The organism is Candidatus Binatia bacterium (assembly GCA_029248525.1).
Lineage (GTDB): Bacteria > Desulfobacterota > Binatia > UBA12015 > UBA12015 > UBA12015.
Window position 1 is genome coordinate 446,142 of the sequence record JAQWJE010000049.1, and the last position, 22,806, is coordinate 468,947.

Below are 22,806 nucleotides of genomic sequence, written 5' to 3' on the forward strand. Positions count from 1 at the left end.
GCTTTCCTCCGAGCCCAGCGCTCAGGCTCCGGTGCCGGCAGCAAAGAGATTTTCTCGCTTTCGCTGAGCGGTCAGTGGCTGTCCGAGATTTTTCTCCAGTCGGGCGGCTGCAGCAGGTGCCTGGCGACGCATTTTTCCGAAAACTTCCGCGGGAATCGCCACAGCAACGCACGGCATATCGGCAATGACGGTTTCCGAATGGCGGTACTTTTCAAACGATCCATTCTGTCCAAAATGATCGCCGGGCTGAACGGGAAATTTTCGGTCCCCCTGGATCGATGTTGCCTCACCTGCGACGAGGAGGAACGTTGATTTGGCGGGCTCTCCGCGTCTGGCGACCCGGTCGCCGGTGCAGATCCGAAAGATTGTGGACTGGTCGAGAATCTGGTCTATCTCGCGATCTCCCATGCCACGAAAAATAGCGCAACTGTTCGCGACCCCGGAGCCCAGCCGCTGTTCCACCCGAGGTCTCATGCCGCCGGGTCCGAGCTCTGTCCCGGTTAGCGCCGGTCCCGCTCCCGGGTACATTTCGTGGAACCACGCGATGACCTCATTGTCGTCGAGGTAGTTTGCAGCAGCTCGAGCGAGCGGCGTCCGACGCCGCAAAAGTTCCTGTCGATCGCCGAGCAGCATGAGGAGTGGCAACTTGTAACCGTAAGCCGGATCATCAAACCCTCTCTCGTAATTGCGGAAGCCCAAATGCTGATAAAAGGGGAGCTGGTGAGGGCTGCAGTCCCCGAAATTCAGCCGGATTTCGCGTTGGCGCATATAGTCGTACACGACCTTCATCAAAGGATAGATCAATCGTCCATTGCGATTCCGGGGATCGAGCATGAATCGGCTCGTCGTGCAGAGGGCGTCCATGCCGAAGCCGGCCAGAGCCGGGTGCATATGGAGGCGCGATAGAATCTTCTGCGGTTCCGGAAGGTCGGCAAGGCAGGTCACCCGCAGAGAGCCGATCGCTTCCCCATTTTTCCAGGCACCGAAGGAGAGGCTGTTCTCCTCGATCACATCCCGGATAGATCGGGACTCGTGATCGGCCTCGGGGGTCGGGATTTGCAACTCCTCGACGTAGACGCGGTAGCGGAGTTCGCAGATTTCCGAAATCTCTCGGGGCGTCTTCGCTGGACCTATGACCACGCCCATCCGGCCTGCTCGTTTCCCACTTGTCGGAACATTGTCGTGTACAGATACGAGACTACGCGAGCCGCTTCGCAGACGTCTCTCCGATCTTCAGGAGTCTGGATATGACCCTCGATGGCTCGGCTTATATCCTCGAAATGGCTCGCATCAGCCGCTCCATGCCCCGCTACAAATTGTACGGGAGCCGATACGCCCCCTCGGTTTTCGCTCAGCTTCGCGCCCACCTCGGAGCCGATATCCGCCCCGACAGCCTCGAGGATATACATCCAACCCATGATAGCGGCGGGGTTTCCGGACGTCGCCAAATCGTGGACGTAGCCAACCAGTGCCGCACAGGCGAGGGTGGGGCGCGCCCGGACGACGGTTTCCCCGGAGACGCCGAGTTTCTCGAGGTCTGCGAGAGCCCATTTTTCATGCCCCTGCTCTTCAAGGGAATGCCGCAGCAAATACGTTGCAAGGCCTTCGTTCTCCGTACAGCAGCGGGCTGCCGCAGCCGCCATGATAACGGGGCTGAAACGGGCATAATGGTATACGTTGGTCAGGTAGTTGGCGTAGTCCTCATTGCTCAGGCTGCCGGCCAAAGCCTCGGAAACGATCCGACATCCCTTGAGGTTTGCCATGGTCGACAGGCGTATTTCGCCGAGCGCCTCCATCGGCTTTTGCTCATCTTTGCTCTGCTGGTCAGCTTGCTTGACGCGAGCAATTCCCAAACCACCCATCATCCACCCCACATACGCCCGACCCACATCGTTCGGCGCGTTCTTCGTCATGATCACCCTGATTCTCAGGGTGTGCAAGACAACATCTTACCGTGTTGATCATAGCAAATGCAGCATGACGAGTAAATTTGTCGAGATATATGACAATCGGGAGGCTGGTTGGTGGTGCGAAAACGGTTCAGGAGGTCCAGCTGGCCTCGAAACCCGCATACCAGTTCAGGCGCGCGGCCGGTTCATAGAAGCGTCCTCCGCGGGCGTTGATCCGCAGGGTTCCATCATAGGTTGCACCATTGAGATTCCGGACGCCTGCGAACGGCTGGACTTGCCAATGTTTGCCGATCATCCCTGTCCAGGCCATGCGGAGGCCGAGCGTGACGTATGCCGGGCTTTTGGCCAGATTTGCGTCATCCACGGGGATGGCTCCCACCCCCTGGACCTCGGCGGCCAGATACAAGCCGGAATCGCCGCGCCAGGAAAGTTCCCCGAACGCCTGCCAGGGCGGGATTCCGGGCTCGGCGTTCCCGTCGAATTGTCCATTATCCGTCGTATACGAGATATATTTTGCATCGAGGGCGGCGGCGGCCAGAGTCCATCCAAAGCCCATCGGCAGCTTGCCGCTTCCTTCGAGTTCGACTCCCCGGCGTTGCGATCGACCGGCATTTCGAAACGCCACTCTTCCCGACAGGGTTTCATAGGGAATCAGTTCGTCCTGCAGGTCGATCAGGAAAAAAGCGAGACCCAGAGTCAGGGATTCGTGTTCATATCGGGAGCCTACCTCCCAGCTTTGGGCGGTTTGGGGTTTGATTTCGTCGTTGAAGCCCGGCCTATTGGGGTTCACCAATTCTGTCGTGGTTGGGACCTGAAAAGCGGTGCTGAACGAGGCGAAGACGGAGAGATCGCTGTCCGGCGTCCAGAGGATTCCGGCCGAGGGGCTCCAACGGTCCATGGTTCGATTGCCCGAGTCTCCGCTGTCGGCAGGGAAGCGGACGTCGACCGCATAGAAAAAGGCGTCGTAGCGAATGCCGCCTGTGAGCTCGACCTCGGGAAGAATTTCAAAGTCCTCTCGAAGGAAAACGCCGATGCCGGTAACCTCCTCGACTTGATGGAGTCCGAGCGCACCCTGATTCCCCTCCTCGTTGGCCCAGCGCCGGCGATCGTCGTTCTGGTGTTGCACCTCGAGACCGGTGGTGATGCGTTGTGTCCACCCCCATAGCGGACCGTTCCATTGGTACTGGAGCCCACCGGACGGGGAGATGCGATCGAATCCGACGACCCCGTCACCGAATTGGGGAAGGATGGGCAGGCGAGCAAAAAAGCTGCGGTAGAGCAGGCTGATATTGCCATCGACGCTATGTGGGCCGTCCTGATACGAACCGACCAGACCCAGCCGGACTTGCTGGACCTCTTCGCCTGCCCGCAACAGAACATTTCGCTCTCGAGCGCTGCGCCGATCCTCCTCGACCTCCTCGATCGTCAATCCACCGGGGTCCTGCGCCTGCGGCGCATCCACCGCCTGAAGGAGCAACGTCAGATCAATCGTGTCGGATAAATCCCATTTCGCCTTGCCGCTCAGGTTGGCACTTCTGGTCCGCGCATGATCGCGATAGCCGTCCTGCTGCATCCAGGTCGCCCCGAGATAACCGCCGCCGGACTCCCAACGAGTATCAGCCTGAGCAGATGCTCGCAGCAGCCCGAAGGATCCGCCGAGAACCCGGGCCGTGACCCCGGGATTTTCCGGAGGTTCGCGCGTGAAAATTTGTACGACCCCTCCTGCCGCATTCCCGTAAAGGGAAGCGGATGCGCCGCGCAGGACTTCGACCCGGTCGGTCATCGCGAGATCGAGGTCGTCGATCTGGGTTTGGCCGTCGGCGAGAGTAGCGGGCAGTCCGTCAACAAGAACTTTGATCTCTCGAATTCCGAATGCCGCTCGCGTTCCAAAGCCACGAATCTGGATTCGTGCATCCTGCGCAAAGTTTCCGCTTTCCTGCACGAGAAGGCCGGGCACGCGGGCCAGGGATTCCCCGAGGGAGACGCCCGGGCGAGCCAGAGTCAGTGCGTCGGGCCCGACGATACTGATACTCGCGGCGTTCTTCTGGAGTGGCCGCGGTGATCGAGTGCCCGTCACGACCAAGGATTCAATGGAGGCCGGAGGGGTCTCGCCGGTGCTTGTTGGCGCTTCCTCTTGGGCAACAGTTGCCGCATATGCCATGCTCGGGCCTGCAAGTAAAAACAGAATTCCCGTAAGCCATCGTTGCCAGTTCATGCATAGGGTCCAAGGTTTTTCTGATCAGGAAGTCAAGGTATGCCAGGGATTCTATTGCAGGAATTGCAACGAGATGGAGATCCGGATACCGCAGGATCAGGAGGCTTTTTGACACCGAGTGCTGGCTGCTCGGCGACGGAGGTCGTCCTGAAGTCCCGTCGGGCGGTCGGGATGAATGCTCGGGTGTTGAATTCGAATTCGGGGCGAGGTGTGATGCACCTCGTCCCGAGCCGCATATCAGGCCTGGTATTAAACCCCATATCTCGCCGCGGGCGTCTCTCTGACAGCACTCCGGAATGGAACCTCGAAATGCTCCCCCGATCTATCGACGCAAGGAAAACTCTCCTGAAGCAAGTTTGGACGGTTGGCCAACTTGCCGGCATACTCATGTTGCTTGCAGGCTGCGGTGGCAGTCGTTCATCTCCCTCCGCACCGACGTTTGATTTTGCAGTCACGGATGCCGTTGTGGAGGATTTTCTTGCGGAAGCTCCAGGCCTCGATGGCGCGAGCCTGATTATCGTCCATCGCGAATGGGGGGTTCTCCACCACCGGGCTTTCGGATCCTTCGATCAGGATCGGATTTCGCTGGTAGCCTCGTCCTCGAAGGTCATCACGGCAGGCATTCTGAACCGATTGGCGGATGACGGGCTGCTGGACCTGCAGCAACCACTGGAGGATTTTCTGGGTTGGGAGAGTACCTTCTCCGGTGTCACGACAGCTGATCTGATTTCCAATAGCTCGGGGCTGGTCGGCCTCCTGCCCAATCTCACCTTCGAGCCCTATATGTGCCAGTGGCGCGCGACCGGGACTTTGCTGGATTGCGGAAAGTCGATTTTCACCGCAACGGAGGCGGCACCGGAAGTGATTCCACGGCAGACGGCATTTCGGTATGGCGGGGGGCAATGGCAGGTTGCTGGTGCGGTGGCGGAAGCGGTCAGCGGGAAGAGTTGGGAGCGACTTTTCGAGGAGATCTACGAGGTGCCCTGTGGCCTGACAGCATCCGGGTTCAGCAACCCGTTTGATGGGGACCCACTGTCGAATCTGCTGAGTTATCCCGCGCAGTTCGATGGAGATCCGGGCAATTTGCCGCAGACTCGAAACCCCAGCATGGAAGCGGGCCTCTACACCACCTCCGGCGACTACGGAAAGCTGCTTTTGATGCAGCTTCGAGGGGGGCGCTGCGGGGAAAATTTCGTGATGTCGGCAAATGCCGTCGAGCAGATGCAGGCGAACCAAATCGATCTGGCGTGGGGCGGAAAGACGGAGTCTCTCTGGGCGGGCTATGGATACGGCTGGTGGGTGGATACGGAGCGCGATGGTTGGTTGACCGACCCGGGTGCCTTTGGTGCCGTACCCTGGCTGGACCTGCCCCGCGGCTATGGGGCGATGATCATCGTCGAGGCCAATATCGGTCTGGGCTCTGCCCTCGGCGACGCGGTATTACCCTCGATCGAAGCCGCGATTGACAACCCGAGTTGAAGTCCGGTCGGACCTTGACGAAAGTTTTTCCCCTCGGGAGCGGCCCTTGTTCAGGTGAGCGCGGCGATGGCGATCTTCATCTCGGCGCATTGCTTGGCACACTGTCGGCAGATCTTGTGGTGCGCTTCGTGCTTTTCGCAAATTTTCTGGCAATTGTCGTAAACACTGACGGTGGCCTTGGCGACCTCCATGAGACGGGGCGAGTCCATCGCCGCCAGTTGCTCGATGGCTCCGTTGACCGCGAGCATTTCTTTCGCGGTCCGCGCACAATCGACAAGTGACGGATCCTCGGGGATGTTGTCGAGGCAGAAGGCGATACACATCTCGCCCAGAGCCCGGAGTGCAATCGCATTATCGAAGACGATGGTTCTCGGCGTTGGGCTAGTTTTTTTGGCGGCATGATTCCCGTGCCCCGCATGTTCCGAGGCAAGAGCCCGTCCTGCCGTCGCCGTTGCAATTGCCGCGCCCGCACCAATCAGAAGTTCTCTTCTTTGCATCGCCATGCCAGCGACCCTCGCACGAATCCGGGATTCTGACCAGACGAAACCCGTCGATGAAATTTGCGAGCCTTCTGGGGGCGTCCCGGGGACCATGCCGCGCTGCGGTAAGGAATACTTTTGGCGAACCCTCGCTCAGAGGGTAAGGTTAACTCCATGTTGCAGCGTTATCTCGTCCGGGATCTGGTGATTATCGCTTTGTCGGTGGGCCTTTGGTGGCTTTTGGCGGCTCGTTCCGCGGGGACTGGCGTCGGGGCTGATTTTTCGGGGTGGATCGTGGGGGCGATGCTCTTTTTCTGTGCGCATATCGTCCACGAATGGGGCCATTATCTCGGTGCCGTGGCGACCGGAAGTCGGGTCGGCATCCACAAAAAACTCTCGTCGCCCTTTTTTTTCCGCTTTGAAGCGGAGGGAAATACGCTCAAGCAGTTTATCGCCATGTCCGTGGGCGGTTTTATCGCAACCGGTTCCATGATCGCCCTGTATTACCTCGGCCTGCCCGATGAGTACCTCGCCTCACGCATTGCTCGCGGCGGAGCCCTGTTCGGGGCCTTTCTGGGGGTGACCCTCGAGGTGCCGCTACTCCTGACCGGGATTTTCCAGGGGCAAGTTCCCGCCAAAGCGGCCGTCTGAGCTGATTCGCAGGTCACCTCATGGCTCTGTGCGAAGGGGCCTGTCTCTGTCAGTCCTCCCGGAGGGTGACGATATGTCCGGAGGCCGGATCGCTGCGACCCTCCAGCACTTCTCGATAGACGTCGGGCAAAGAGCCCGGACCACTGTGCAGGCGAACCTGCAGCCACGACTCGCTGAAACTTCGAAATTCACGCCACGCGTCCCCGAGACGTTTCTGAAATTCGCCGGGCCCCCATTCGGCTGACCGTTTCGCGATCTGGGACGGGGCGAAGAAAAACTCGGGAGCGGGCCCGGGTAGTGCGCCGCTCGCTCCGCCGGCCTCCCAATGGGTGGCGCCGATTGCCATCGAGAACTTCAGAGCATCCCCCCAGTGCGTGTGAATTGTGCGGGTCACATTTCCGTTACCGGCCATATCGACGAACCCCACGGGCCTGGACGCGTCCAGCGATTCGATTTCATCGTACGTCAGAACCTGATCGTAGCATCCGAGGCTTTCGACAAATGCGCGGTTGCGCGCGGAGGTCAGTCCGATGGTTTCGACCGCATCTCTCTGAGAGACGCAGTGCGCAAGGGCAATTGAGGTTTTGCTCGAGGCACTGGAGATCAGAACCGATTTCGCGCCGGCATAGTGGGTCTCGCCCAGCGCATCGTCGGCAAGAAACGAGGTCAGGAAAAGACCCCGCAGCAGTGCCATCGCATCCTCGTGGGCGGGGTCGTAGAGACCATCGAACAGGACCGGGCTGTATTGGTTGTAGGCGGCTGCGAGTTCGGATCTGTGAGCCGCACCGTCCATGATCTGGGTCGCCGATACCCGACCCGGTTCGATGCGGAGGTACCTCGACATCGGAAAGAACCCGAAGCAACGGGTTCCCGTTTCGATTTCGGGGTGCCTGGACTCGATGACATCGCCATAGCCCATGACGGGAATGCGCCCCATGCCATCGGGGGCGGGAAAGAACTTCCAATAGCCGAGCATATCGCCGGATAGAGCATAGGAAATATTGTTGGCGGTCAGCGCGAAGCGATCCACCGAAAAGAGGATCTCGCCCTCCTCGAGAGTGGGGCGGGGGCTGGTGGTTATCTCGAATTTTGACCAGTCCTGTTTTTGAACCAGAAAGTCGACTCCGTCGCTGTTTTGCATCGTGACGCTCCTCTTGTGCCTGTGTAAATTGGGGCGATTGAAATGGCGCTTCTGCTTGAGGGCAGCGCCGAACACCAGTTACTTGCTCTCGCATGAGGAAGGTCCTATCTGCAAGGAGCAGCGGTCCGCGGTTCGAGATTCTCGCGGCCAGGAAGAGTGACGTTCGGCATGATCTACTTGAGACAAATTTTCAATCTTCATCCAGCCTCGCCGCGCACGCGGGATTCTTTTTGCGCTGCGGCTGTGGAAAAATTCTTGCCAGCTCTGCCGGCCAGCGGGGGGGCCCTGGTCGCCGCATGGTTTTCCCACGACGAATGGTATTCGCAGATCGAGCACGTCCTGGCTTTCGAGAATCTGGAGCGATTCGGGCTCTTCCGTGAGGCCGCATCAGCCTCGAGCGCCTTGGGCGAGGGGCTCGCCGAACTTGGAAATCTGGCCTTCGAGCGTCGCGAGGAGTTGCTGGAGGACCTTGGCCCGATCCCGACCGAAGCGCTCGCGGCAGCAGCCGAGGCAAGCCAAGCGCAGCCAGCCGCGGTCTTCTCCTACGCGATTCTGGAAGTCGCCCCGGGCCGATTGGCCGATTTTCAGGCTTTGCTGGGCATGGCAGGGGGCTCCTTGCCGATCCTCGCCTGTTGGACGGACGTGGCCGGGAATCCGGATCGTGTGATCGATCTTTGGAAAGGAGACCCCGGCGGAGCGGGCTTTGCGCCGTCCAACGAAATGACGGATGCGTTTTTTGAGCCTCTTCGCGAGATCGCCCCGCGAGAGCGCATCATTCGGCTGCACCCGTTGCCATATTCTCCCCTTCGGTGAGCGTCTCCGCTTGCGAGAGCGGGTCGAGGGGAGATAGGTGGCGGCATGGCTCTTAGCTACGAGGCAGTTCTTGCCAAACTGACCGGCCCCGGTGCCCCCTTTGAATTGGCGGAGCATGACTTCGCTGGACAAACCTTGCGCTGCTTCAAAAACCGCGAGCGTTCGATGCGAGAGAAAATCGCGAACGCGGCAGCCCACGGGGAGAAGCCAGCCCTGGTTCAGGGAAGTCGGCGGATCAGTTACGCCGAATTCGCCCGGCTGATTTGGGGTTTCGGAAGTGCCTTGAAAGCCGACCATGATTTTCAGCCAGGCGATCGTCTCGCGATTCTGGCCTATAATTGCCCGGAATGGCCGGTAGCTGCATTCGGGGCCACGTCCATAGGTGGTGTTGGCGTGGCTCTCAACGGGTGGTGGCAGACCGAGGAGCTCGAGTACGCGCTGGAAGACTCCGGATCGCGTTATCTGGTGGTCGACGAGAGACTCTACCCGCGGGTGGCCAGCTTGCTCTCGAGCCTGCCGCAGCTCGAAAAGGTTTTCTATATCGGCGAGAAGCCGCCCGCCGGGACAGTTTCGATCGACGACTTGCTGGTGCCGACGGCCGCGATTCCCACAGATCCTATCGCGGAAACCGACCCGTTCATGATCCTCTATACGTCGGGGACGACAGGTCGCTCGAAGGGATGTATCACGACCCATACGGGCACGATCCAACAGGTCTCGGAGATTCTCTTCGCCACGGTGGCAGCGGCGCAACTTAAAGATGCCCCCGTGCAGCCCCCCAGTGCCAATCCTCCCTCGGCTCTGGTGTCCTCGCCGCTGTTTCATGTCGGCGGGTTTCATTCGGGCATGTGCACCCAGCTCACCGTTGGGTCAAAAATCGTTTTTCTGGAGGGAAAGTTTGACCCCGAGAAAGTGATGCAGGTCATTCAGGACGAAAAAATTGTCGCATGGCCTGCAATCCCGACCATGTTGCACCGGGTCGTCCATCACGAACGGATCGGGGACTACGATTTGAGCAGCTTGCGAACGGTCTCTTTCGGTGGCGCGCCAACCGCGCCCGAAACCATCGACAAGGCGCGTGAAGTCATGCCGATCAAGCCTTCGATGACCAATGCCTATGGGCTGACCGAAACCCACGGGGTCGCCACCGTGAATGCCGGCGGCGACCTTCTTGGCCGCAAGACTGCAGCGGGGCGCGTCGCGCCGATTCTTGACTGTCGGATTCTGGACGAAGCGGGCGAGGTCTTGCCCGCCGGGGAGTTGGGGGAGATTACCTTCCGAGGGCCGACCGTTACTCCGGGATATTGGAACCGACCAGAGGCCACGGCCGAGGCGGTGCGTGATGGTTGGCTCCATACCGGAGACCTCGGTTATCTCGACGAAGAGGGGTTTCTGTTCATTGTCGATCGAGCCAAGGACATGATTCTTCGCGGTGGTGAGAATGTTTATTGCGCCGAGATTGAAAATATTCTCGCGGAGCATCCGGCTGTTGATGAAGCGGCGGTGATTGGTCGCAAGGATCCGGAGTTGGGGGAGCGCGTCATGGCGATCCTCAGACCCACCATGGGAATGTCTCCGCAAGTCGACGAAATTCAGGCGCATGTCGCGCGACATCTCGCCGGCTTCAAGGTGCCGGAATTTATTGTCTTCGTGACAGAGCCCTTGCCCAGAAATCCTTCGGGCAAGTTACTGAAAAATGAATTGCGAGAGCAATATGCTGCGGAATGAACTCCCGGCTCCCTGTGTGCGGAGTTGATGCCGGTGTCGTTGTGGGTAGATCATTTCGGGATCGCGCTGCGATCCCTGGACGCGGGTGAAGATTTCTTCTCGCGCTATCTGCCCCTCCAACCGATTGGCGGTGTGACGCCGGGGGCATCGGGGGATGCTCGTTCCCGATTCTACCAACTTGGTCATGTCAGGCTCGCCTTGTTCGAGAGCGCTCGTCCCGACAGTTTTATCGAGAACTTTCTGAACAAACGTGGCGAGGGCATTCATCATCTATCCTTCCGTTGTGCGGATCTGGATCTCCTCGAGTCGAACCTTCGTGCAGGCGGACTAGCGCCGACCGAGGGTCCCTTCCTCGCAGAGCAGGGGCGGACGCTGGTACTCCCGCCAAGCGACCTGTTCGGCATGTTCTTTCTGATCGTCGAGACCCCGGAGGATCCGCCGCCGATTGCCGATCCCCGAGATCGTATTGTCCAACTGCCGGGTGGGGGCGCCATGCTCTTCGATCATATGGCGGCGGCTGTGCCCGATCTGGATGTGGCAAAGCGCGTTCTGACGGATAATTTCCCGATTACCAAGGATGGTGGTCGGCACCGGGGTTATGCCGGCGACTTCGATCTCAGCCAGTTCGAATTGGCGGGGTTTCGGTTCGAGCTCGTTGCCGATGCGAGCGGATCCAGTTTTGTGAAATCCTTTTTGCATAAACGCGGTCCCGGTTTTCATCATCTCTCAATCGACGTCGAGGAATTGGATCCGATCCTCGAGAAGATGCGATCAGATGGTTTACGGATTGTGGATGAGTCCGATCTCGGGAACGGGTACAAGACGGCCTTCATTTCGCCGCGGTCGGCCCATGGTGTCCTGGTTCAGTTCTGGCAAGTCCCGGAGTTGGCGGGGGAAGCTCTCGCCGTTCGTTAAATCGCACCGGGTAGCGCAACCTATAGCTCTGTACTCGTTTTCGGGGTGCGAAATCGAAGGTTCCCCGGAGGTCGCCCGTCCTGCTATGACGGTTCTCAACGAACGCGACCCTCGAATCTTATAAAAAATGCTTCGGACCTTCTAAAACATTCCCTCGAAGGGCCGATGCCCATTCATTCAAATTCAGCTTCCTCAAGGAGCCCTTTCCTCATGAAAATTAGTATTCTCGTACCCGGCCTTTCGACCAATGGGATCGCACGGGCATGGATTCTTGCCAAACTTCTCGAACGACATTACGAGGTCGAAACCCTCGGCTTCCTGCGCCCTGGTGAAGAAGTCTGTCCCTGGTTTGCCGATTACCCCTGGGGTGTCGTCGAGGCTTCGAATATGCGCGAGGGCATGCGAAAAATGGAAGCCCGGGCCACGGGGGATATCAATCTCGCGTACAGTGTCTCGATGACCAGTTTCGGGGTCGGCCTCAATCTGCGTCGCAAGCGAGGCACGCCATTGATTCTCGATATGCCGGAATGGGAAGTGCACGACCATTGGAAACGCGAGAACCCCCTCGATCGCGCTCTGATGATCTCGAAGAATTTGATCGGTCCCGGCTGGGATAATGGCCATAGCTTCAAGTATCGCTACGTGCTCGATCACCTGACGCGTTTCGCGGATGAGAAGCTTGTCTGCTGTCGTTTCCTCGAAGATCGTTACGGGGGCGTTCTGCTTCCCCAGGGGCCCGAGATCGAGAAGTTTGATCCGAAGGCTTTTGATAAAAAAGAGATTCGTCGCAAATGGGGGATTCCCGAAGATGCGACGATCGTCTTTTTTGGTGGAAACCCGATGGCCAACAAGGGTGTGGATGAAACTATCGGCGCCATCAACGCACTCGGGGATCGCGTCAATGCGAAGCTGGTGATCGTCGGGCGGGACGATAGCCACCCCTATACAAAGAAGATGATTGACCTCTCCCCGGGCAACGTGATTGCGCTGGGGCCACAGCCCTTCGATTTGATGCCGGAACTTCTGTCCACGGCAGACCTGGTAGCTCTTCCCCAAACACGACGAGAGCCAAAATCTTTGGGCTATGTGCCGTGCAAGGTCTATGAAGCCATGGCGATGGAGATTCCGGTGATCTCCTCGGATATGTGCGATCTCCCGGAGATTCTGTCCGGTTGCGGCTATATTGTTCCACCGGACGATAACGCAGCCTTGCAGTCCAAGATCGAATACGTGCTCACGCATCCGGAGGAAGCCCGCGCGACCGGACGCAAGGCAAGGCAACGAATTATCGATACCTATAGCTGGGATCAGATGGATGAAATTCTTCATGATGCCGTGGAATCGGTGATTCAGCGCAAGGGTTTACGCGCCCGAAAAGCCGCCTGAGCCAGAGGCTCTCGAAGGGGGTTGGGCAAACGTGAGGGAGAAGCTTTCTCGGGCAGATGCCTGGTGGGAGGACCCTGATCCGGCTTCGGGGGATCGGCGCTACCGGCAGATGTACGCGAGCCCGACGAACCTAGCCAAAGCTGCTGTCATCGAGAAGCTTTTATCCGCTTATAATTGGCGGGGCCAGCGCGTGCTGGAGTACGGTTGCGGAGGTGGACAGTTTACTCTGTGGATGGCCGCGCAAGGTGCCGAGGTATGGGCGGTCGACCGGAACCCCCACGCCCTGGCGATTCTGGCTCATGCAGCCGCGCGAGAAAATCTTGGCGAGAGGGTGCATCTCTGCCAGGGAGATGCCGAAAGTTTGAAGATCGAGGGCAGGTTTGACTTCGTTTTTGCGAAAGATCTGCTCGAGCATCTCGTCGAAGATCAGGCGTTCCTCGAGCGAGTCGCGTTGCAGCTTCGACCCGGAGGTCATATTTTTCTGGCGACGCAGAATGACCACTCCCTGAATTACTGGACCGAAGGATTTTTCCAGCGTCATATCCGCGGGCAGGCGGAGTGGATGGGCTGGAACCGCGAGCACCTGCGTTTTTATAATGCTCGTACGCTCACGGAAAAACTTCGACGTGCCGGGTTTTCTCCGGAGAGGTGGGGGGCAAGCTACCTCGTGCCCTGGAGATTTCTGACGCGCAGACTCACAGGGAAACTACGCCCTTGGTCTGGCTGGCAGTGGTTGGACCGAACTTTGGGCACGCACGGCCCCTGGAGTCGGTGGGGCTGGTCGATTCTGGTGATCGGCCGTCGATCGGAATGACAGTTTCTTGCGCGGGGCCGTTCCCAGCCGGAGCGCTGCGTGATTGAGTAGGGCCCGCATGGAAACAGTGACACCAGAGGAAATTGGACTCTCGGCCGACCGCCTGGCGCGGGTCGATCAATTTATTACCGATAGGTATCTCTCCACCGATCGGATTGCGGGGGCTCAATTATTGGTCGCACGCCACGGTCAGGTGGGGCATTTATCCACGTTGGGCCGGATGGCTTTTGAGGCACCCGAGGCGCTGCGGGAAGACTCGATCTTCCGCATCTATTCGATGACCAAGCCGATTACGACGGTGGCGGCGATGATGCTCTACGAGCGAGGCCTCTTTCAACTCAAGGACCCGGTCCATGCCCATATCCCGGAGTTCCGGAAGCTGCGCGTGTATGAGCAGGGGACACATCCGAACTATCTGACTTCACGGCCGGAGCGCCCGATGCGCATCAAGGACCTGCTCATGCATACCTCCGGCCTCACCTATGGGTTTGTGCGTCGGTCGAATGTGGATCATGGCTACCGAAAACTCGGATTGGGCGCGTCTCATGGCGAATATGATCTGGCGGGTTTCACTCGGGCGCTGGCCGACCTTCCGCTGGAATTCTCCCCGGGTACGGCATGGAATTATGGTGTATCGACAGACGTTCTCGGCTACCTCGTCGAGGTTCTCTCGGGTCGCCCGTTTGCCGAATTTCTGCAGGAGGAAATTTTCGCTCCTCTGGGCATGAGCGACACCGGATTTTTTGTCCCCGAGAGCGAGGGATCGCGCTTGCCGGGTTGTTATGAGTTGCAGGCCGACGGCAGCACGCGGTTGACCGATGCCGCGCCGACGACGCCCTATATGGTCCCTCCCAAATTCACTTCCGGTGGCGGTGGGTTGGTCTCGACAACCGCAGATTATTTTCGTTTCTCCGAAATGCTCCGCCAGGGCGGGGCTCTGGGTGGGGTTCGGCTGCTTTCGCCCAAGACGATTGACCTCATGACCATCAACCATCTTCCCGGGGACCGAGATCTGACCCAATATGCTGCTGGCGGTTCCTTCTCGGAGACGCCCTATGAGGGGGTCGGTTTTGGTCTCGGGTTTTCGATCAATTTAGGCGGTGCCCGCACCAGTAATACGGGCAGCTTTGGAGAATTCGCCTGGGGTGGCATGGCGAGCACGGCGTTCTGGATCGACCCTGCCGAAGAGCTGGTCGTGATTTTCATGACCCAATTGATCCCGAGCGGCGCCTATAATTTCCGGGCTGAATTGCGCTCGCAGATATACGCCGCTCTCATCGATTGATCCCGCGGCTATGGACCGTTCTCGCATGAGCACGTAGTCTCGAATCATGCTGACAAGATCAAAGGGTTTCGCTCTCGGATTTCTCGCGCTGTTCTTTTTCGTCGCGTGCGGCGACTCGGCCAATACGACAGCGGAAGTTCCACTGCCGGCGACCGTACCCATCAACGCTCCGGTCGCCGATGACTGTCTCACCGACGTTGGCCCCGGAGCATATGAGCTGCGTTGCGAAGGACTGGATTTCAATTTGAATATTCCCGAGGTTTGCACGGAGTATGCGTGCGGCCTGATCGTCGATGTCCATGGTTTCGGGATGACCGCGGACCTTCAGGAAATTCACTCCGAGATTGCAGTGAGAGGCGGCGAGGCTGGCTATATTGTTTTGCAGCCCACCGCGCCCTTGACTGATCGAGGAAATAGCTGGTCAAACTCGGGTGGGCAGGACGAACAAGTCGAAGCCCTTCTGCGACGAACGATGGAGGCATTTCACGTTCTGGAGGACCGGGTTCATATGACGGGTTATTCGCAGGGCGGGTTCATGACCTGGCGATTCCTGTGCAACCGCTCCGAGATTTTCGGTTCGGTGGCACCGATGGGGGCGGGGACACGATGTCTGGATGAATCTTTTCCCGAGAACCCGGTGGATATTCTTTACGGACACGGGACGACCGACGGGTTGGTTTCTTTCTCCAGTTCGGTTCCTGTGCGCGAGTGGATTCAGGAAGGCTATGCCCTGAACGAGGGTGTTCTTCTGGCAGGGGATTCGGAATATGAGTGGACTCGATTCGAGGGTGCGGACGGGACGATTTTCGAATTCATGCAGTGGGATTGGGAGACCCCATTCGCTCTGGGGAGCCAACCGCTGCGAGCGCATTGTTTTCCGGGGAGTGGACTCTTTTTGGGCTGTGGCGCCGACAACCCGGTGCACTGGGGTGAGGTGGTTGTGGAATTCTTCCGGAGTCATCCCCGCCAATAGTTTGGTACGCGGGGAGGCGGCCCTGAACCGGAAAATATTTATCGGGGAAAGAGTCCGTTGGCCAATCCCGAGATGATGAGGGCTACAGGCAGGATTCCGATCGCGGCAAAGAGCAGAAAACGTCCCGGGGGGACGCCGCGAACGCCGGCGGTCGTGTTCACAATATGAGGGCCCATCGGAAACCAGCGCACGCAGATCTGAAATGCGGGATGAGCGATATCCAACCTTTGGAGTCGTTGGGGCAGGCGCGAGGTGAACTTCGTGACAGCGAGATCAGCGGTGGCTCGCTTGGCCAGACTATATTGTATCCAGGCAGCCAGCATCCATCCCAACCAGATCAGGGCCGTCCCAACCCAGAACCCATGCATCAGGGCGAGGGCGAACCCGACGAAGTCACTTGGCAAGGGAGAGAGCGACAGGGAGATCAGAGTTTGCAGGGGAAGGAGAATCAGCGTCGCCCGCCAACCGTATTCGTCGGACAAGCGGGTCAGCCCTTCGGGGTCCTGAAAAGCGAGGACCGCAAGGAAGCCGCTGGTGGCGAGGCCGACCAGTGCCAGAATTGGGCCGAACCGGATTGATTGCGTTTCCAAACTCATCGTCTTCGTCGTACGGTATACCCTATGCGCCCCAAGCTCACCCTCACCGAGTATACGGACCCGCTGAGTGGCTGGGCGTGGGGTACTGAACCCAAGCTTCGATTGTTGCAGTGGCGATATGGACATCTTTTGCGCTGGCGCCAAGTGATGGCCGGGATTATTGGCGAGGGAACTGCCAACAGGCCTTATCCGGAGGGCGCTTCCCTCGCATGGGCGAATGTTTCGCGGCATACCCGGATGCCCTTCGCCGAGAATCAGCGTTGGTGCGAGACCTCCAGCGTTCTCGCCTGCCGCGCCGTCAAGGCGGCGGGGCTGCAAGGGGGCAAGATTGCGGCCCGGGTGCTTCGCTGTCTTCGTGAGGCAGCTTTTCTCGATGGACGGCCCTTGATGGAGGTCAATGAGATTTGTTCCGTTCTCGCGGCGGTGCCGGGTCTTGATCCGAGAAACTTCCGCGAAGATTTGCAAAGTGAGGTATCGGCCGCTCTTTTTCGCGAAGACTGGGCGGAGGTTCGTCGACCGAGTGCCTTTGTCCGTACTTTGGTGGAGATCGGTGAAGGGAACGGCATCGCGCTTCCCTGCGAGGCGGGGCAGCGCTACTCGGTGCCGACGGTAATTGTCGCTGGGAACGGCAGGGAAGTAACGGTCGCAGGTTGGAAGCCCTTCGAGGACTACGAGGAGGCTCTGGGTGATATCTTCGGGCAGTCTCTGAACCCTCGCCCGGACCCGACACCATCGGAGGCACTGACCTATTTCGGAACCCTGACGGCTGCCGAACTCGAAATGCTCTGCGGTGTGGAGGCCCGTTTGCCGGAGAGTACCGCGCGCGTCTGGGGTGAGGAATCTGTCTTCTTTGCACCCGGGCATCTGGGTATGGAAGCCGCGCGTGATCAGGGAGCGTCGCGATGAAGTCATGGCTGTGCGGATTGGTTGGCGTTGGACTGATCCTCCTGCAGGTAACGGGTTGCGCCACCATCATTTCGAAAGCCGAGATGGACCAGTTCGGACAACCGTTCTCCGGCGTAAAGCTCGATGCAGGTGTCGCCCTCTGCCTCGGGGAAGCGGCCATTTCATCGGAGACGCAACCTCCCTATCTTGGAAATATCATCTACTTCTTTACGGCTTGGGGGCCCGTTGGGGATATGCCACTTTCTCTGGTCCTGGACACCCTCTTGTATCCGGTCGATCGGATCGTGGGGCCTCGGTCTCGGGAACTGACCGTCTTGTCGACGCCGGCGGTCTTGCCGGTTTGCGGAACGGGTAAGCCGCTCTCGGTTCCCTAGCCGGCGAGCCGCATCAGATTTTCAAGCTCCGCACGGATCTTGTTCACAAGTGTTTCGGGCTGGGGGAAGGCACGGCTGTCGAGGGTGAGGCCTATGGACAAATCCTCAAGTGAGCGAATCAGAGAGACGGCGATGCGATGGCCCCGGGTGGTCTGGAAACTGCGGAGCGATGCAACGCGCGCACCTGCAAGGAAGGCGGTTGTGGGCAATCCGGGTTGCAGTTCGCAGCGGAAATCGCCGGAGGCGAAACATTCATCCGCGGCGGCCTCGAGCAGGGGTTGGGGCAGTCGATCGAGGAACTCGGCGGTGTCCGGGAGGAAGGTCCGTTCGGCTTCCGCGGCGGCGGGTCGCGTTCGATGTTGGAGTTCGCGAATACGCCTTCGTGGATCTCCGGCCGTCGTTGCCAGCGAGACTTGCTTCGCGATCCATGGGAATTCGGGATCCTCGAGGCTGCAGGTCACAGTTCCCCTCTGAAAGTCACTGATGGCACGGGCCAGAGCGGCCATGATGACCTCACGGATTGTGCTCCGTGTGACGCGAGCACATTCTGCGACGTCGTCCCAGGGCAGTCGAATGGATGCAAGAAAGGGTGCTTGCGACGGTCTGGTATCCGGGAGTCGCTTCCCCTTGCCGAACAGAGCAGCAGTCGCCCGCGTGTTTTCGAAAAAATCCTGCAAGGATTGCCGTGGCGCGCGCGCATAATCTGGAGCCTTGGAGATTCGCCGGCGAATCCGTGTGGCGTGTCGACCTGCCTCGTCCATTGCGGCCGCGGAGAGGTCGGTAAGCCAATGCTCCTGCTGGAGTTGGCGCACGTTTGGCGGGAGCGACGGTTCAGGTTGTCGACCGGGTTCCAGCAAAAGACTCAGCCAGTCGAGATTGCCGGCGACAAGGGGATGAACCTTGAGCAGAACGGCCGCTTCACCTCCCCCCACATCTTCGATTCCCCACAAATTCCAGAGTGGTTGTTCGGGATCAAAGGCCTGCAGGAGCAAGGGTGCGAATTCCTGCAAGCGCAATTGCGGTTCCGCATTTGAGGAAGAGGGTAGGGAGGCCAGCCCTTGTCGGGGTGTTCTCGCGCCATCGGCGACCCACCTGGGCGGAAGGATATCGCAGGGATAGGTGTGAAGAACCGACCGCAGCGGCTCCCAGGTTGCGCTCGCTCGCCGCAGAGATGCCTGCAGGTGGCGCAGGTCCGGCATGCGGTCCAGATGAAAGACGAGCAGAAGGTTTCGCCTGAATCGTGGGTTGCGATCGAGGCGCCACCCGATCGCTTCTGCTCGCCGAAGTCGGTGCATCATTCCTCGACAAAACGGTTGGCAGCTTCTCCTGTGAGAACGTTCTTGAGGACTTTGCCCGTTGGGTTTCGCGGCAAGAGGCTGGTCCCGATTTCCCAATGTGCGGGAACCTTGAAGTAGGCCAGCTTGGCCGCCACGAAATCTGCGAGATCCTTCTCGGCGATGGAGATTCCCTCGTCAATCACGACAAAGGCCTTCACTTCCTGACCGAGTTCCTCATGAGGCACACCGACCACCGCAGCTTCGATCACCGCAGGGTGCTCGACGAGTCGGTTTTCGATTTCGCCGGGATAGACATTTTCCGAGGCGCGCAGGATCAAATCCCGCCGGCGAGAAGCAAGATAAAGCCGCCCATCTTTGAGGTGGCCCCAGTCGCCCATGCGTAACCATCGACCCGCCAGAAGCGTTTCCTCAGTTTCCTCGGGTCGTCGCCAATAGCCCAACATATTCAGCGGGCTGCGCACGAAGACCTCGCCTTCTTCGCCCTCGGGCAAGGACTGGCCGTCGTCGTTGCGGATCTCGATGGCGACAGTGGGTTGCGGTGCTCCCACGGAAGTCGGGTGCTCTTGCCATTCGGTGCCACCGATCACAGTCGCGAGTGCGCCGGATTCGGTGCTGCCATAACCGTGGCCGAGGTTTCCTTCGCGGAGGGCAGGAAAGGCTTCTCGAATTTTGCGTTGCATCTCGGGCGCCGTGGGTGCGCCGCCGCCCCCGACCTGCTTGAGCGAGCTCAAGTCGTAATCTGCGAATGCCGGGCTTGTGATGATGCGATGCAGGACCGTATTCATGGCACCCCAGCTCGTGCAGCTCTCGGCCTGGATTTGCGCCATGGTCCGTTCCGGATCAAATCGTCCGGAGTTCCAGACTGTCTTCAGCCCCGCGGAGAGGCCCATGATGGCGGCCGCCTGAAGTCCCGATACGTGAAAGAGTGGATTGGTGACGTACATGCAATTGGCGGGTGCGTCGGGTGCGGGCGGGTTCAGGAGGAAATTACGAAAGCCCGCAGATTGGTTGATGGCGATGAAGCCGATGACGCTGCGATGGCTTGTAACGGCTCCCTTGGGACGCCCGGTTGTGCCGCTGGTATAGAGAATGAAGGCGGGATCATCTTCATGGATCTCGACTTCGGGGAATGTCGTGTCGCCCGCGGCAGCCTCGAGTGCTGCGAATCCTGTTTCCATCTCGATTACCGGAACGCCGTGCTCATGCCCGGCCAGGCGCTCGAGCCTCTTGGCATCCGCGACGAGAACTTTTGGTTCGGCATCCTCCAGGCCGTAGAGAATCTCGTCACTGGTCCACCAGCCATTCAGGCCGACAGCGATGGCACCCAGCCCCACCACCGCCCAGAATGTGAGAATCCATTCAGGTCGATTTGCGGCGAGAATCGCTACGCGATCGCCCTTTCGGACTCCGAAATCCTCCTGCAGGGAGCGTGCGATTGCGGCAACCAGTTCGTGGTGGCGGGCGTATGTGATGCGCCGGGTATCGAACACCAGATAGGGCTGGTCCCCGTGGGCGGCCGAAGCATCCAGCATGGCACGCAGTGAGGGCAGGCGGTTTCGGAACACCGGCATGGGTGTTCCGAGCACGGACTCGGTGTGAATCTCGAAGGGAGCACCCTTCCCGAAAATTTGCTCGTGAATTTCAGCTTCGGTCGGCATGCCTTGGGTATAGCCCCCCCGGCCCGTTGCCTCCAACCCCGACCCGCAGAATCGGATGCACTTCCTCTCCTGTCAGGATACGAGAAAGGAGCATGGCGTATGCTGGCCAAACTGCGGCAACGGGTGCCTTGCGGGAGGAGAAAGAGATGGGTCTTCTGAAAGGAAAAGTGGCGATCGTCTCGGGAATCGGTCCCGGATTGGGTCGCGCAACAGCGCTGAAACTGGCGGAAGCCGGCGCGAATGTGGTTCTCGCGGCACGCACCGAGGCGCGGTTGGCCGAGGTCGCTGACGAGGTGCGCGCCCTCGGTGTTCAGGCTCTGGCGGTTCCGACAGACCTTGCCGAGCCACAGGATTGCGAGGCGTTGGTCGAGAAGTCGATTGCGGAATTCGGTCGGGTGGACGTTCTGGTCAATAATGCGTTCATGATGCCGCCTTTTCGGCGTCTCGACGAATATAACGTGGCAAAGATCCAGCAGAGCTTCGAGGTGAATCTCTTCGCACCTCTGAGGCTCTCTCAGGCAGTGATTCCTCATATGCGTGCCGCCGGTGAAGGGTCGATCGTGATGATCGGGTCGGTGATTCTGCGCAAGCAAACTGTGAACTACGGCCCCTATAAAGTGGCCAAGCACGCCCTGCTGGGACTGACCCGGAGTCTGGCTGCAGAGAATGGCCCCGACGGGATCCGCGTCAATATGGTGGCTCCCGGCTATATCGGGGCCGCCGTGGTCGGGTTGGTCGCGCAGATGGATGCAGCGGCCCGCGGGATTCCGGAAGCTCAGGCTCGGCAATCCATCCTCGACACGCTGATGTTGCGTCGCGCGGCTGAGCCCGAGGAGATCGCTGACGCGATCCTGTTTTTTGCCAGCGGGATGTCACGTTCGATTACGGCACAATGTCTGGATGTGACAGCGGGAGAGTTTGCCCATTGAGCAAGCGCCCGCCGCGCCGATCGCATGGCGAGACATCCGGCCCGAGTGCGTTTCGAGCTCCCCAGATTTTGCCCCATGGTACGGGCCTGGTCGCCGGGGAGCCGATTCTGCGCGAGATCGCAGTCGCTCTGGCCGGAGCCAGCGATTTCGGGGACGAGGAGTACGAGGCAGGTCTCGGAACTCTGCTGGCCAGCCTGGATCAGGACGCGGACTTGTCCGAGGTGGGTCGGCAGGTGCAGGCCGGTATGATTCTGACTGCACTTGCGGGCCGTCTGCTCTCGGAGAAGGCGATGCAAGAGCACCCGCGATTCCGTGATGTTGATCTGGGTGCGCCAATCATCATCATCGGACTACCGCGCACCGGGACTACCGCCCTGCAGTCGATGCTTTGCGCGGACCCGGCGCATCAGGGACTCGAACTCTTCCTCGGACAGAGCCCGGAGCCTCGTCCGGAACGTGCACGATGGCACGAGGTCGCGGGCTACCGGCGCTGCCTCGCCATGCTCGAACAGATGCCCCCCGAAATGCGGGCAATTCATCCGATGCAAGCCGATCAACCGGATGAGTGCTGGCATCTTCTCCGCCAGAGCTTTGCCAGTGTGACTTTCCAATGCGCTGCCGGCGTCCAATCTTATTCGGATTGGTGGGCCAGTCACGATATGCGACCCGCCTATCAGCGCTGGGCAAATAATCTACGCATGATTGGGTTGAACGATCCGGGTCGAGCATGGGTTCTGAAAGATCCCAGTCATCTTTTCGCCTGCGATGCGTTGCTCGAAGCTGTACCCGAAGCACGAATTATCATGACCCATCGGGACCCTGCATGCTCGATTCCCTCTGTCGCCAGTCTGAACGCCTACCCGCGGGGGATGAACGATCGAGTGCCGAACGAAACCAGGTTGGGCGCTGAGCAATTGGATCTATGGGCGCGGGGAATCGAGAGGATGATGGCGGTTCGGGACACCCGTCCCGAGCAATTTCAGGATGTCTACTTCGAAGAACTCCGGACGAACCCTCTGGGTGTTGCCCAAAATATTCTTGCCGGAGCCGGAAGGAGCCTTTCGGATGAAGGTGCTGCGGCAATGACGGAGTGGTCCAGGCGGAACCAGCCTCATCCACATCGCTACGAGACCCAGCGGTTCGGTTTGCGCGCTGACGCGATTCGCGATCGATTTGCGCGCTATATCGAGGTTTTCGATGTGCCCCGGGAGGGCTAGGCCCGGGCCCGAGCGATCTTGCTCGAGAGTGCGATCAGC

21 protein-coding genes are annotated in these 22,806 nt (G+C 59.4%); 13 read left to right on the forward strand and 8 right to left on the reverse strand.

Translation table 11 applies throughout. The features are described 5' to 3' along the window. Nucleotides 1–21: 21 nt before the first annotated feature. The 3 genes from P8K07_14520 to P8K07_14530 form a co-directional block, all read right to left on the reverse strand. Nucleotides 22–1,146: a cyclic nucleotide-binding domain-containing protein gene (locus tag P8K07_14520; GenBank protein MDG1959734.1), complete on the reverse strand. Its 1,125-nt coding sequence runs from the start codon at nucleotides 1,144–1,146 to the stop codon at nucleotides 22–24. After that, on the reverse strand, nucleotides 1,131–1,913 hold the full coding sequence (locus tag P8K07_14525) for an iron-containing redox enzyme family protein (protein MDG1959735.1): 783 nt from the start codon (nucleotides 1,911–1,913) through the stop codon (nucleotides 1,131–1,133). The genes P8K07_14520 and P8K07_14525 overlap by 16 nt, the downstream gene beginning before the upstream one ends. 127 nt (nucleotides 1,914–2,040) lie before the next feature. Beyond that, a complete protein-coding gene (locus P8K07_14530; GenBank protein MDG1959736.1) occupies nucleotides 2,041–4,125 on the reverse strand; it encodes a TonB-dependent receptor in 2,085 nt (694 codons plus the stop codon). Nucleotides 4,126–4,434: 309 nt separating this feature from the next. Between P8K07_14530 and P8K07_14535 the strand changes: the two genes are divergently transcribed. Further along, complete coding sequence (locus tag P8K07_14535) at nucleotides 4,435–5,604, forward strand: serine hydrolase (protein MDG1959737.1); 1,170 nt, start codon at nucleotides 4,435–4,437, stop codon at nucleotides 5,602–5,604. A 50-nt stretch (nucleotides 5,605–5,654) separates the two neighbouring features. Here the strand turns inward: P8K07_14535 and P8K07_14540 are convergent, their stop codons facing one another. After that, nucleotides 5,655–6,107, reverse strand: coding sequence for a hypothetical protein (locus P8K07_14540; GenBank protein MDG1959738.1), 453 nt, complete (start codon nucleotides 6,105–6,107; stop codon nucleotides 5,655–5,657). Nucleotides 6,108–6,257: 150 nt separating this feature from the next. Here P8K07_14540 and P8K07_14545 point away from each other — a divergent pair, with 150 nt between their 5' ends. Continuing rightward, nucleotides 6,258–6,734: a hypothetical protein gene (locus tag P8K07_14545; GenBank protein ID MDG1959739.1), complete on the forward strand. Its 477-nt coding sequence runs from the start codon at nucleotides 6,258–6,260 to the stop codon at nucleotides 6,732–6,734. A gap of 49 nt (nucleotides 6,735–6,783) precedes the next feature. Here the strand turns inward: P8K07_14545 and P8K07_14550 are convergent, their stop codons facing one another. Further along, nucleotides 6,784–7,875 (reverse strand): DUF2855 family protein, encoded by a 1,092-nt coding sequence (locus tag P8K07_14550; GenBank protein ID MDG1959740.1) that lies wholly within the window; start codon nucleotides 7,873–7,875, stop codon nucleotides 6,784–6,786. A 168-nt stretch (nucleotides 7,876–8,043) separates the two neighbouring features. Between P8K07_14550 and P8K07_14555 the strand changes: the two genes are divergently transcribed. From P8K07_14555 to P8K07_14585, 7 genes are all read left to right on the forward strand, one after another. After that, complete coding sequence (locus P8K07_14555) at nucleotides 8,044–8,688, forward strand: hypothetical protein (GenBank protein ID MDG1959741.1); 645 nt, start codon at nucleotides 8,044–8,046, stop codon at nucleotides 8,686–8,688. A 45-nt stretch (nucleotides 8,689–8,733) separates the two neighbouring features. Beyond that, complete coding sequence (locus P8K07_14560) at nucleotides 8,734–10,416, forward strand: class I adenylate-forming enzyme family protein (protein MDG1959742.1); 1,683 nt, start codon at nucleotides 8,734–8,736, stop codon at nucleotides 10,414–10,416. A gap of 33 nt (nucleotides 10,417–10,449) precedes the next feature. Then, nucleotides 10,450–11,331, forward strand: coding sequence for a VOC family protein (locus P8K07_14565; GenBank protein MDG1959743.1), 882 nt, complete (start codon nucleotides 10,450–10,452; stop codon nucleotides 11,329–11,331). Nucleotides 11,332–11,541: 210 nt separating this feature from the next. Continuing rightward, nucleotides 11,542–12,717, forward strand: a complete 1,176-nt coding sequence (locus P8K07_14570; protein MDG1959744.1) for a glycosyltransferase family 4 protein — start codon at nucleotides 11,542–11,544, stop codon at nucleotides 12,715–12,717. Between the two features lie 31 nt (nucleotides 12,718–12,748). Beyond that, on the forward strand, nucleotides 12,749–13,531 hold the full coding sequence (locus tag P8K07_14575) for a class I SAM-dependent methyltransferase (GenBank protein MDG1959745.1): 783 nt from the start codon (nucleotides 12,749–12,751) through the stop codon (nucleotides 13,529–13,531). 58 nt (nucleotides 13,532–13,589) lie between these two features. Beyond that, nucleotides 13,590–14,816, forward strand: coding sequence for a serine hydrolase (locus tag P8K07_14580; GenBank protein ID MDG1959746.1), 1,227 nt, complete (start codon nucleotides 13,590–13,592; stop codon nucleotides 14,814–14,816). Nucleotides 14,817–14,862: 46 nt separating this feature from the next. Continuing rightward, complete coding sequence (locus tag P8K07_14585; GenBank protein MDG1959747.1) at nucleotides 14,863–15,789, forward strand: hypothetical protein; 927 nt, start codon at nucleotides 14,863–14,865, stop codon at nucleotides 15,787–15,789. Between the two features lie 38 nt (nucleotides 15,790–15,827). On the opposite strand, the gene P8K07_14590 is transcribed toward P8K07_14585, so the two are convergent. Further along, nucleotides 15,828–16,385, reverse strand: coding sequence for a VTT domain-containing protein (locus P8K07_14590; GenBank protein ID MDG1959748.1), 558 nt, complete (start codon nucleotides 16,383–16,385; stop codon nucleotides 15,828–15,830). Nucleotides 16,386–16,409: 24 nt separating this feature from the next. Between P8K07_14590 and P8K07_14595 the strand changes: the two genes are divergently transcribed. Further along, on the forward strand, nucleotides 16,410–17,291 hold the full coding sequence (locus tag P8K07_14595; protein ID MDG1959749.1) for a DsbA family protein: 882 nt from the start codon (nucleotides 16,410–16,412) through the stop codon (nucleotides 17,289–17,291). Next, nucleotides 17,288–17,665, forward strand: coding sequence for a YceK/YidQ family lipoprotein (locus tag P8K07_14600; protein MDG1959750.1), 378 nt, complete (start codon nucleotides 17,288–17,290; stop codon nucleotides 17,663–17,665). The genes P8K07_14595 and P8K07_14600 overlap by 4 nt, the downstream gene beginning before the upstream one ends. Here P8K07_14600 and P8K07_14605 read toward each other — a convergent pair. After that, entirely contained in the window at nucleotides 17,662–18,963 is a 1,302-nt protein-coding gene (locus P8K07_14605; GenBank protein MDG1959751.1) for a WS/DGAT domain-containing protein, read from the reverse strand. The genes P8K07_14600 and P8K07_14605 overlap by 4 nt on opposite strands. Beyond that, nucleotides 18,960–20,621 (reverse strand): class I adenylate-forming enzyme family protein, encoded by a 1,662-nt coding sequence (locus P8K07_14610; GenBank protein MDG1959752.1) that lies wholly within the window; start codon nucleotides 20,619–20,621, stop codon nucleotides 18,960–18,962. Before P8K07_14610 ends, P8K07_14605 begins: the two co-directional genes overlap by 4 nt. A gap of 146 nt (nucleotides 20,622–20,767) precedes the next feature. Between P8K07_14610 and P8K07_14615 the strand changes: the two genes are divergently transcribed. Together P8K07_14615 and P8K07_14620 are read left to right on the forward strand one after the other, a co-directional pair. Next, entirely contained in the window at nucleotides 20,768–21,550 is a 783-nt protein-coding gene (locus P8K07_14615) for an SDR family oxidoreductase (protein ID MDG1959753.1), read from the forward strand. After that, on the forward strand, nucleotides 21,547–22,767 hold the full coding sequence (locus P8K07_14620; GenBank protein MDG1959754.1) for a sulfotransferase: 1,221 nt from the start codon (nucleotides 21,547–21,549) through the stop codon (nucleotides 22,765–22,767). The genes P8K07_14615 and P8K07_14620 overlap by 4 nt, the downstream gene beginning before the upstream one ends. The last annotated feature ends 39 nt before the right edge of the window (nucleotides 22,768–22,806 follow it).

Excerpts from the sequence above, each read along its gene's own strand:
- P8K07_14585 (MDG1959747.1), top strand. The coding sequence starts at position 14,863 with ATGCTGACAAGATCAAAGGGTTTCGCTCTCGGATTTCTCGCGCTGTTC.
- P8K07_14610 (MDG1959752.1), bottom strand. The coding sequence starts at position 20,621 with ATGCCGACCGAAGCTGAAATTCACGAGCAAATTTTCGGGAAGGGTGCT.
- P8K07_14570 (MDG1959744.1), top strand. The coding sequence starts at position 11,542 with ATGAAAATTAGTATTCTCGTACCCGGCCTTTCGACCAATGGGATCGCA.
- P8K07_14600 (MDG1959750.1), top strand. The coding sequence starts at position 17,288 with ATGAAGTCATGGCTGTGCGGATTGGTTGGCGTTGGACTGATCCTCCTG.
- P8K07_14550 (MDG1959740.1), bottom strand. The coding sequence starts at position 7,875 with ATGCAAAACAGCGACGGAGTCGACTTTCTGGTTCAAAAACAGGACTGG.
- P8K07_14595 (MDG1959749.1), top strand. The coding sequence starts at position 16,410 with ATGCGCCCCAAGCTCACCCTCACCGAGTATACGGACCCGCTGAGTGGC.
- P8K07_14590 (MDG1959748.1), bottom strand. The coding sequence starts at position 16,385 with ATGAGTTTGGAAACGCAATCAATCCGGTTCGGCCCAATTCTGGCACTG.
- P8K07_14605 (MDG1959751.1), bottom strand. The coding sequence starts at position 18,963 with ATGATGCACCGACTTCGGCGAGCAGAAGCGATCGGGTGGCGCCTCGAT.
- P8K07_14560 (MDG1959742.1), top strand. The coding sequence starts at position 8,734 with ATGGCTCTTAGCTACGAGGCAGTTCTTGCCAAACTGACCGGCCCCGGT.
- P8K07_14530 (MDG1959736.1), bottom strand. The coding sequence starts at position 4,125 with ATGAACTGGCAACGATGGCTTACGGGAATTCTGTTTTTACTTGCAGGC.
- P8K07_14615 (MDG1959753.1), top strand. The coding sequence starts at position 20,768 with ATGGGTCTTCTGAAAGGAAAAGTGGCGATCGTCTCGGGAATCGGTCCC.
- P8K07_14545 (MDG1959739.1), top strand. The coding sequence starts at position 6,258 with ATGTTGCAGCGTTATCTCGTCCGGGATCTGGTGATTATCGCTTTGTCG.
- P8K07_14520 (MDG1959734.1), bottom strand. The coding sequence starts at position 1,146 with ATGGGCGTGGTCATAGGTCCAGCGAAGACGCCCCGAGAGATTTCGGAA.
- P8K07_14540 (MDG1959738.1), bottom strand. The coding sequence starts at position 6,107 with ATGGCGATGCAAAGAAGAGAACTTCTGATTGGTGCGGGCGCGGCAATT.
- P8K07_14555 (MDG1959741.1), top strand. The coding sequence starts at position 8,044 with ATGATCTACTTGAGACAAATTTTCAATCTTCATCCAGCCTCGCCGCGC.
- P8K07_14580 (MDG1959746.1), top strand. The coding sequence starts at position 13,590 with ATGGAAACAGTGACACCAGAGGAAATTGGACTCTCGGCCGACCGCCTG.
- P8K07_14535 (MDG1959737.1), top strand. The coding sequence starts at position 4,435 with ATGCTCCCCCGATCTATCGACGCAAGGAAAACTCTCCTGAAGCAAGTT.
- P8K07_14525 (MDG1959735.1), bottom strand. The coding sequence starts at position 1,913 with ATGACGAAGAACGCGCCGAACGATGTGGGTCGGGCGTATGTGGGGTGG.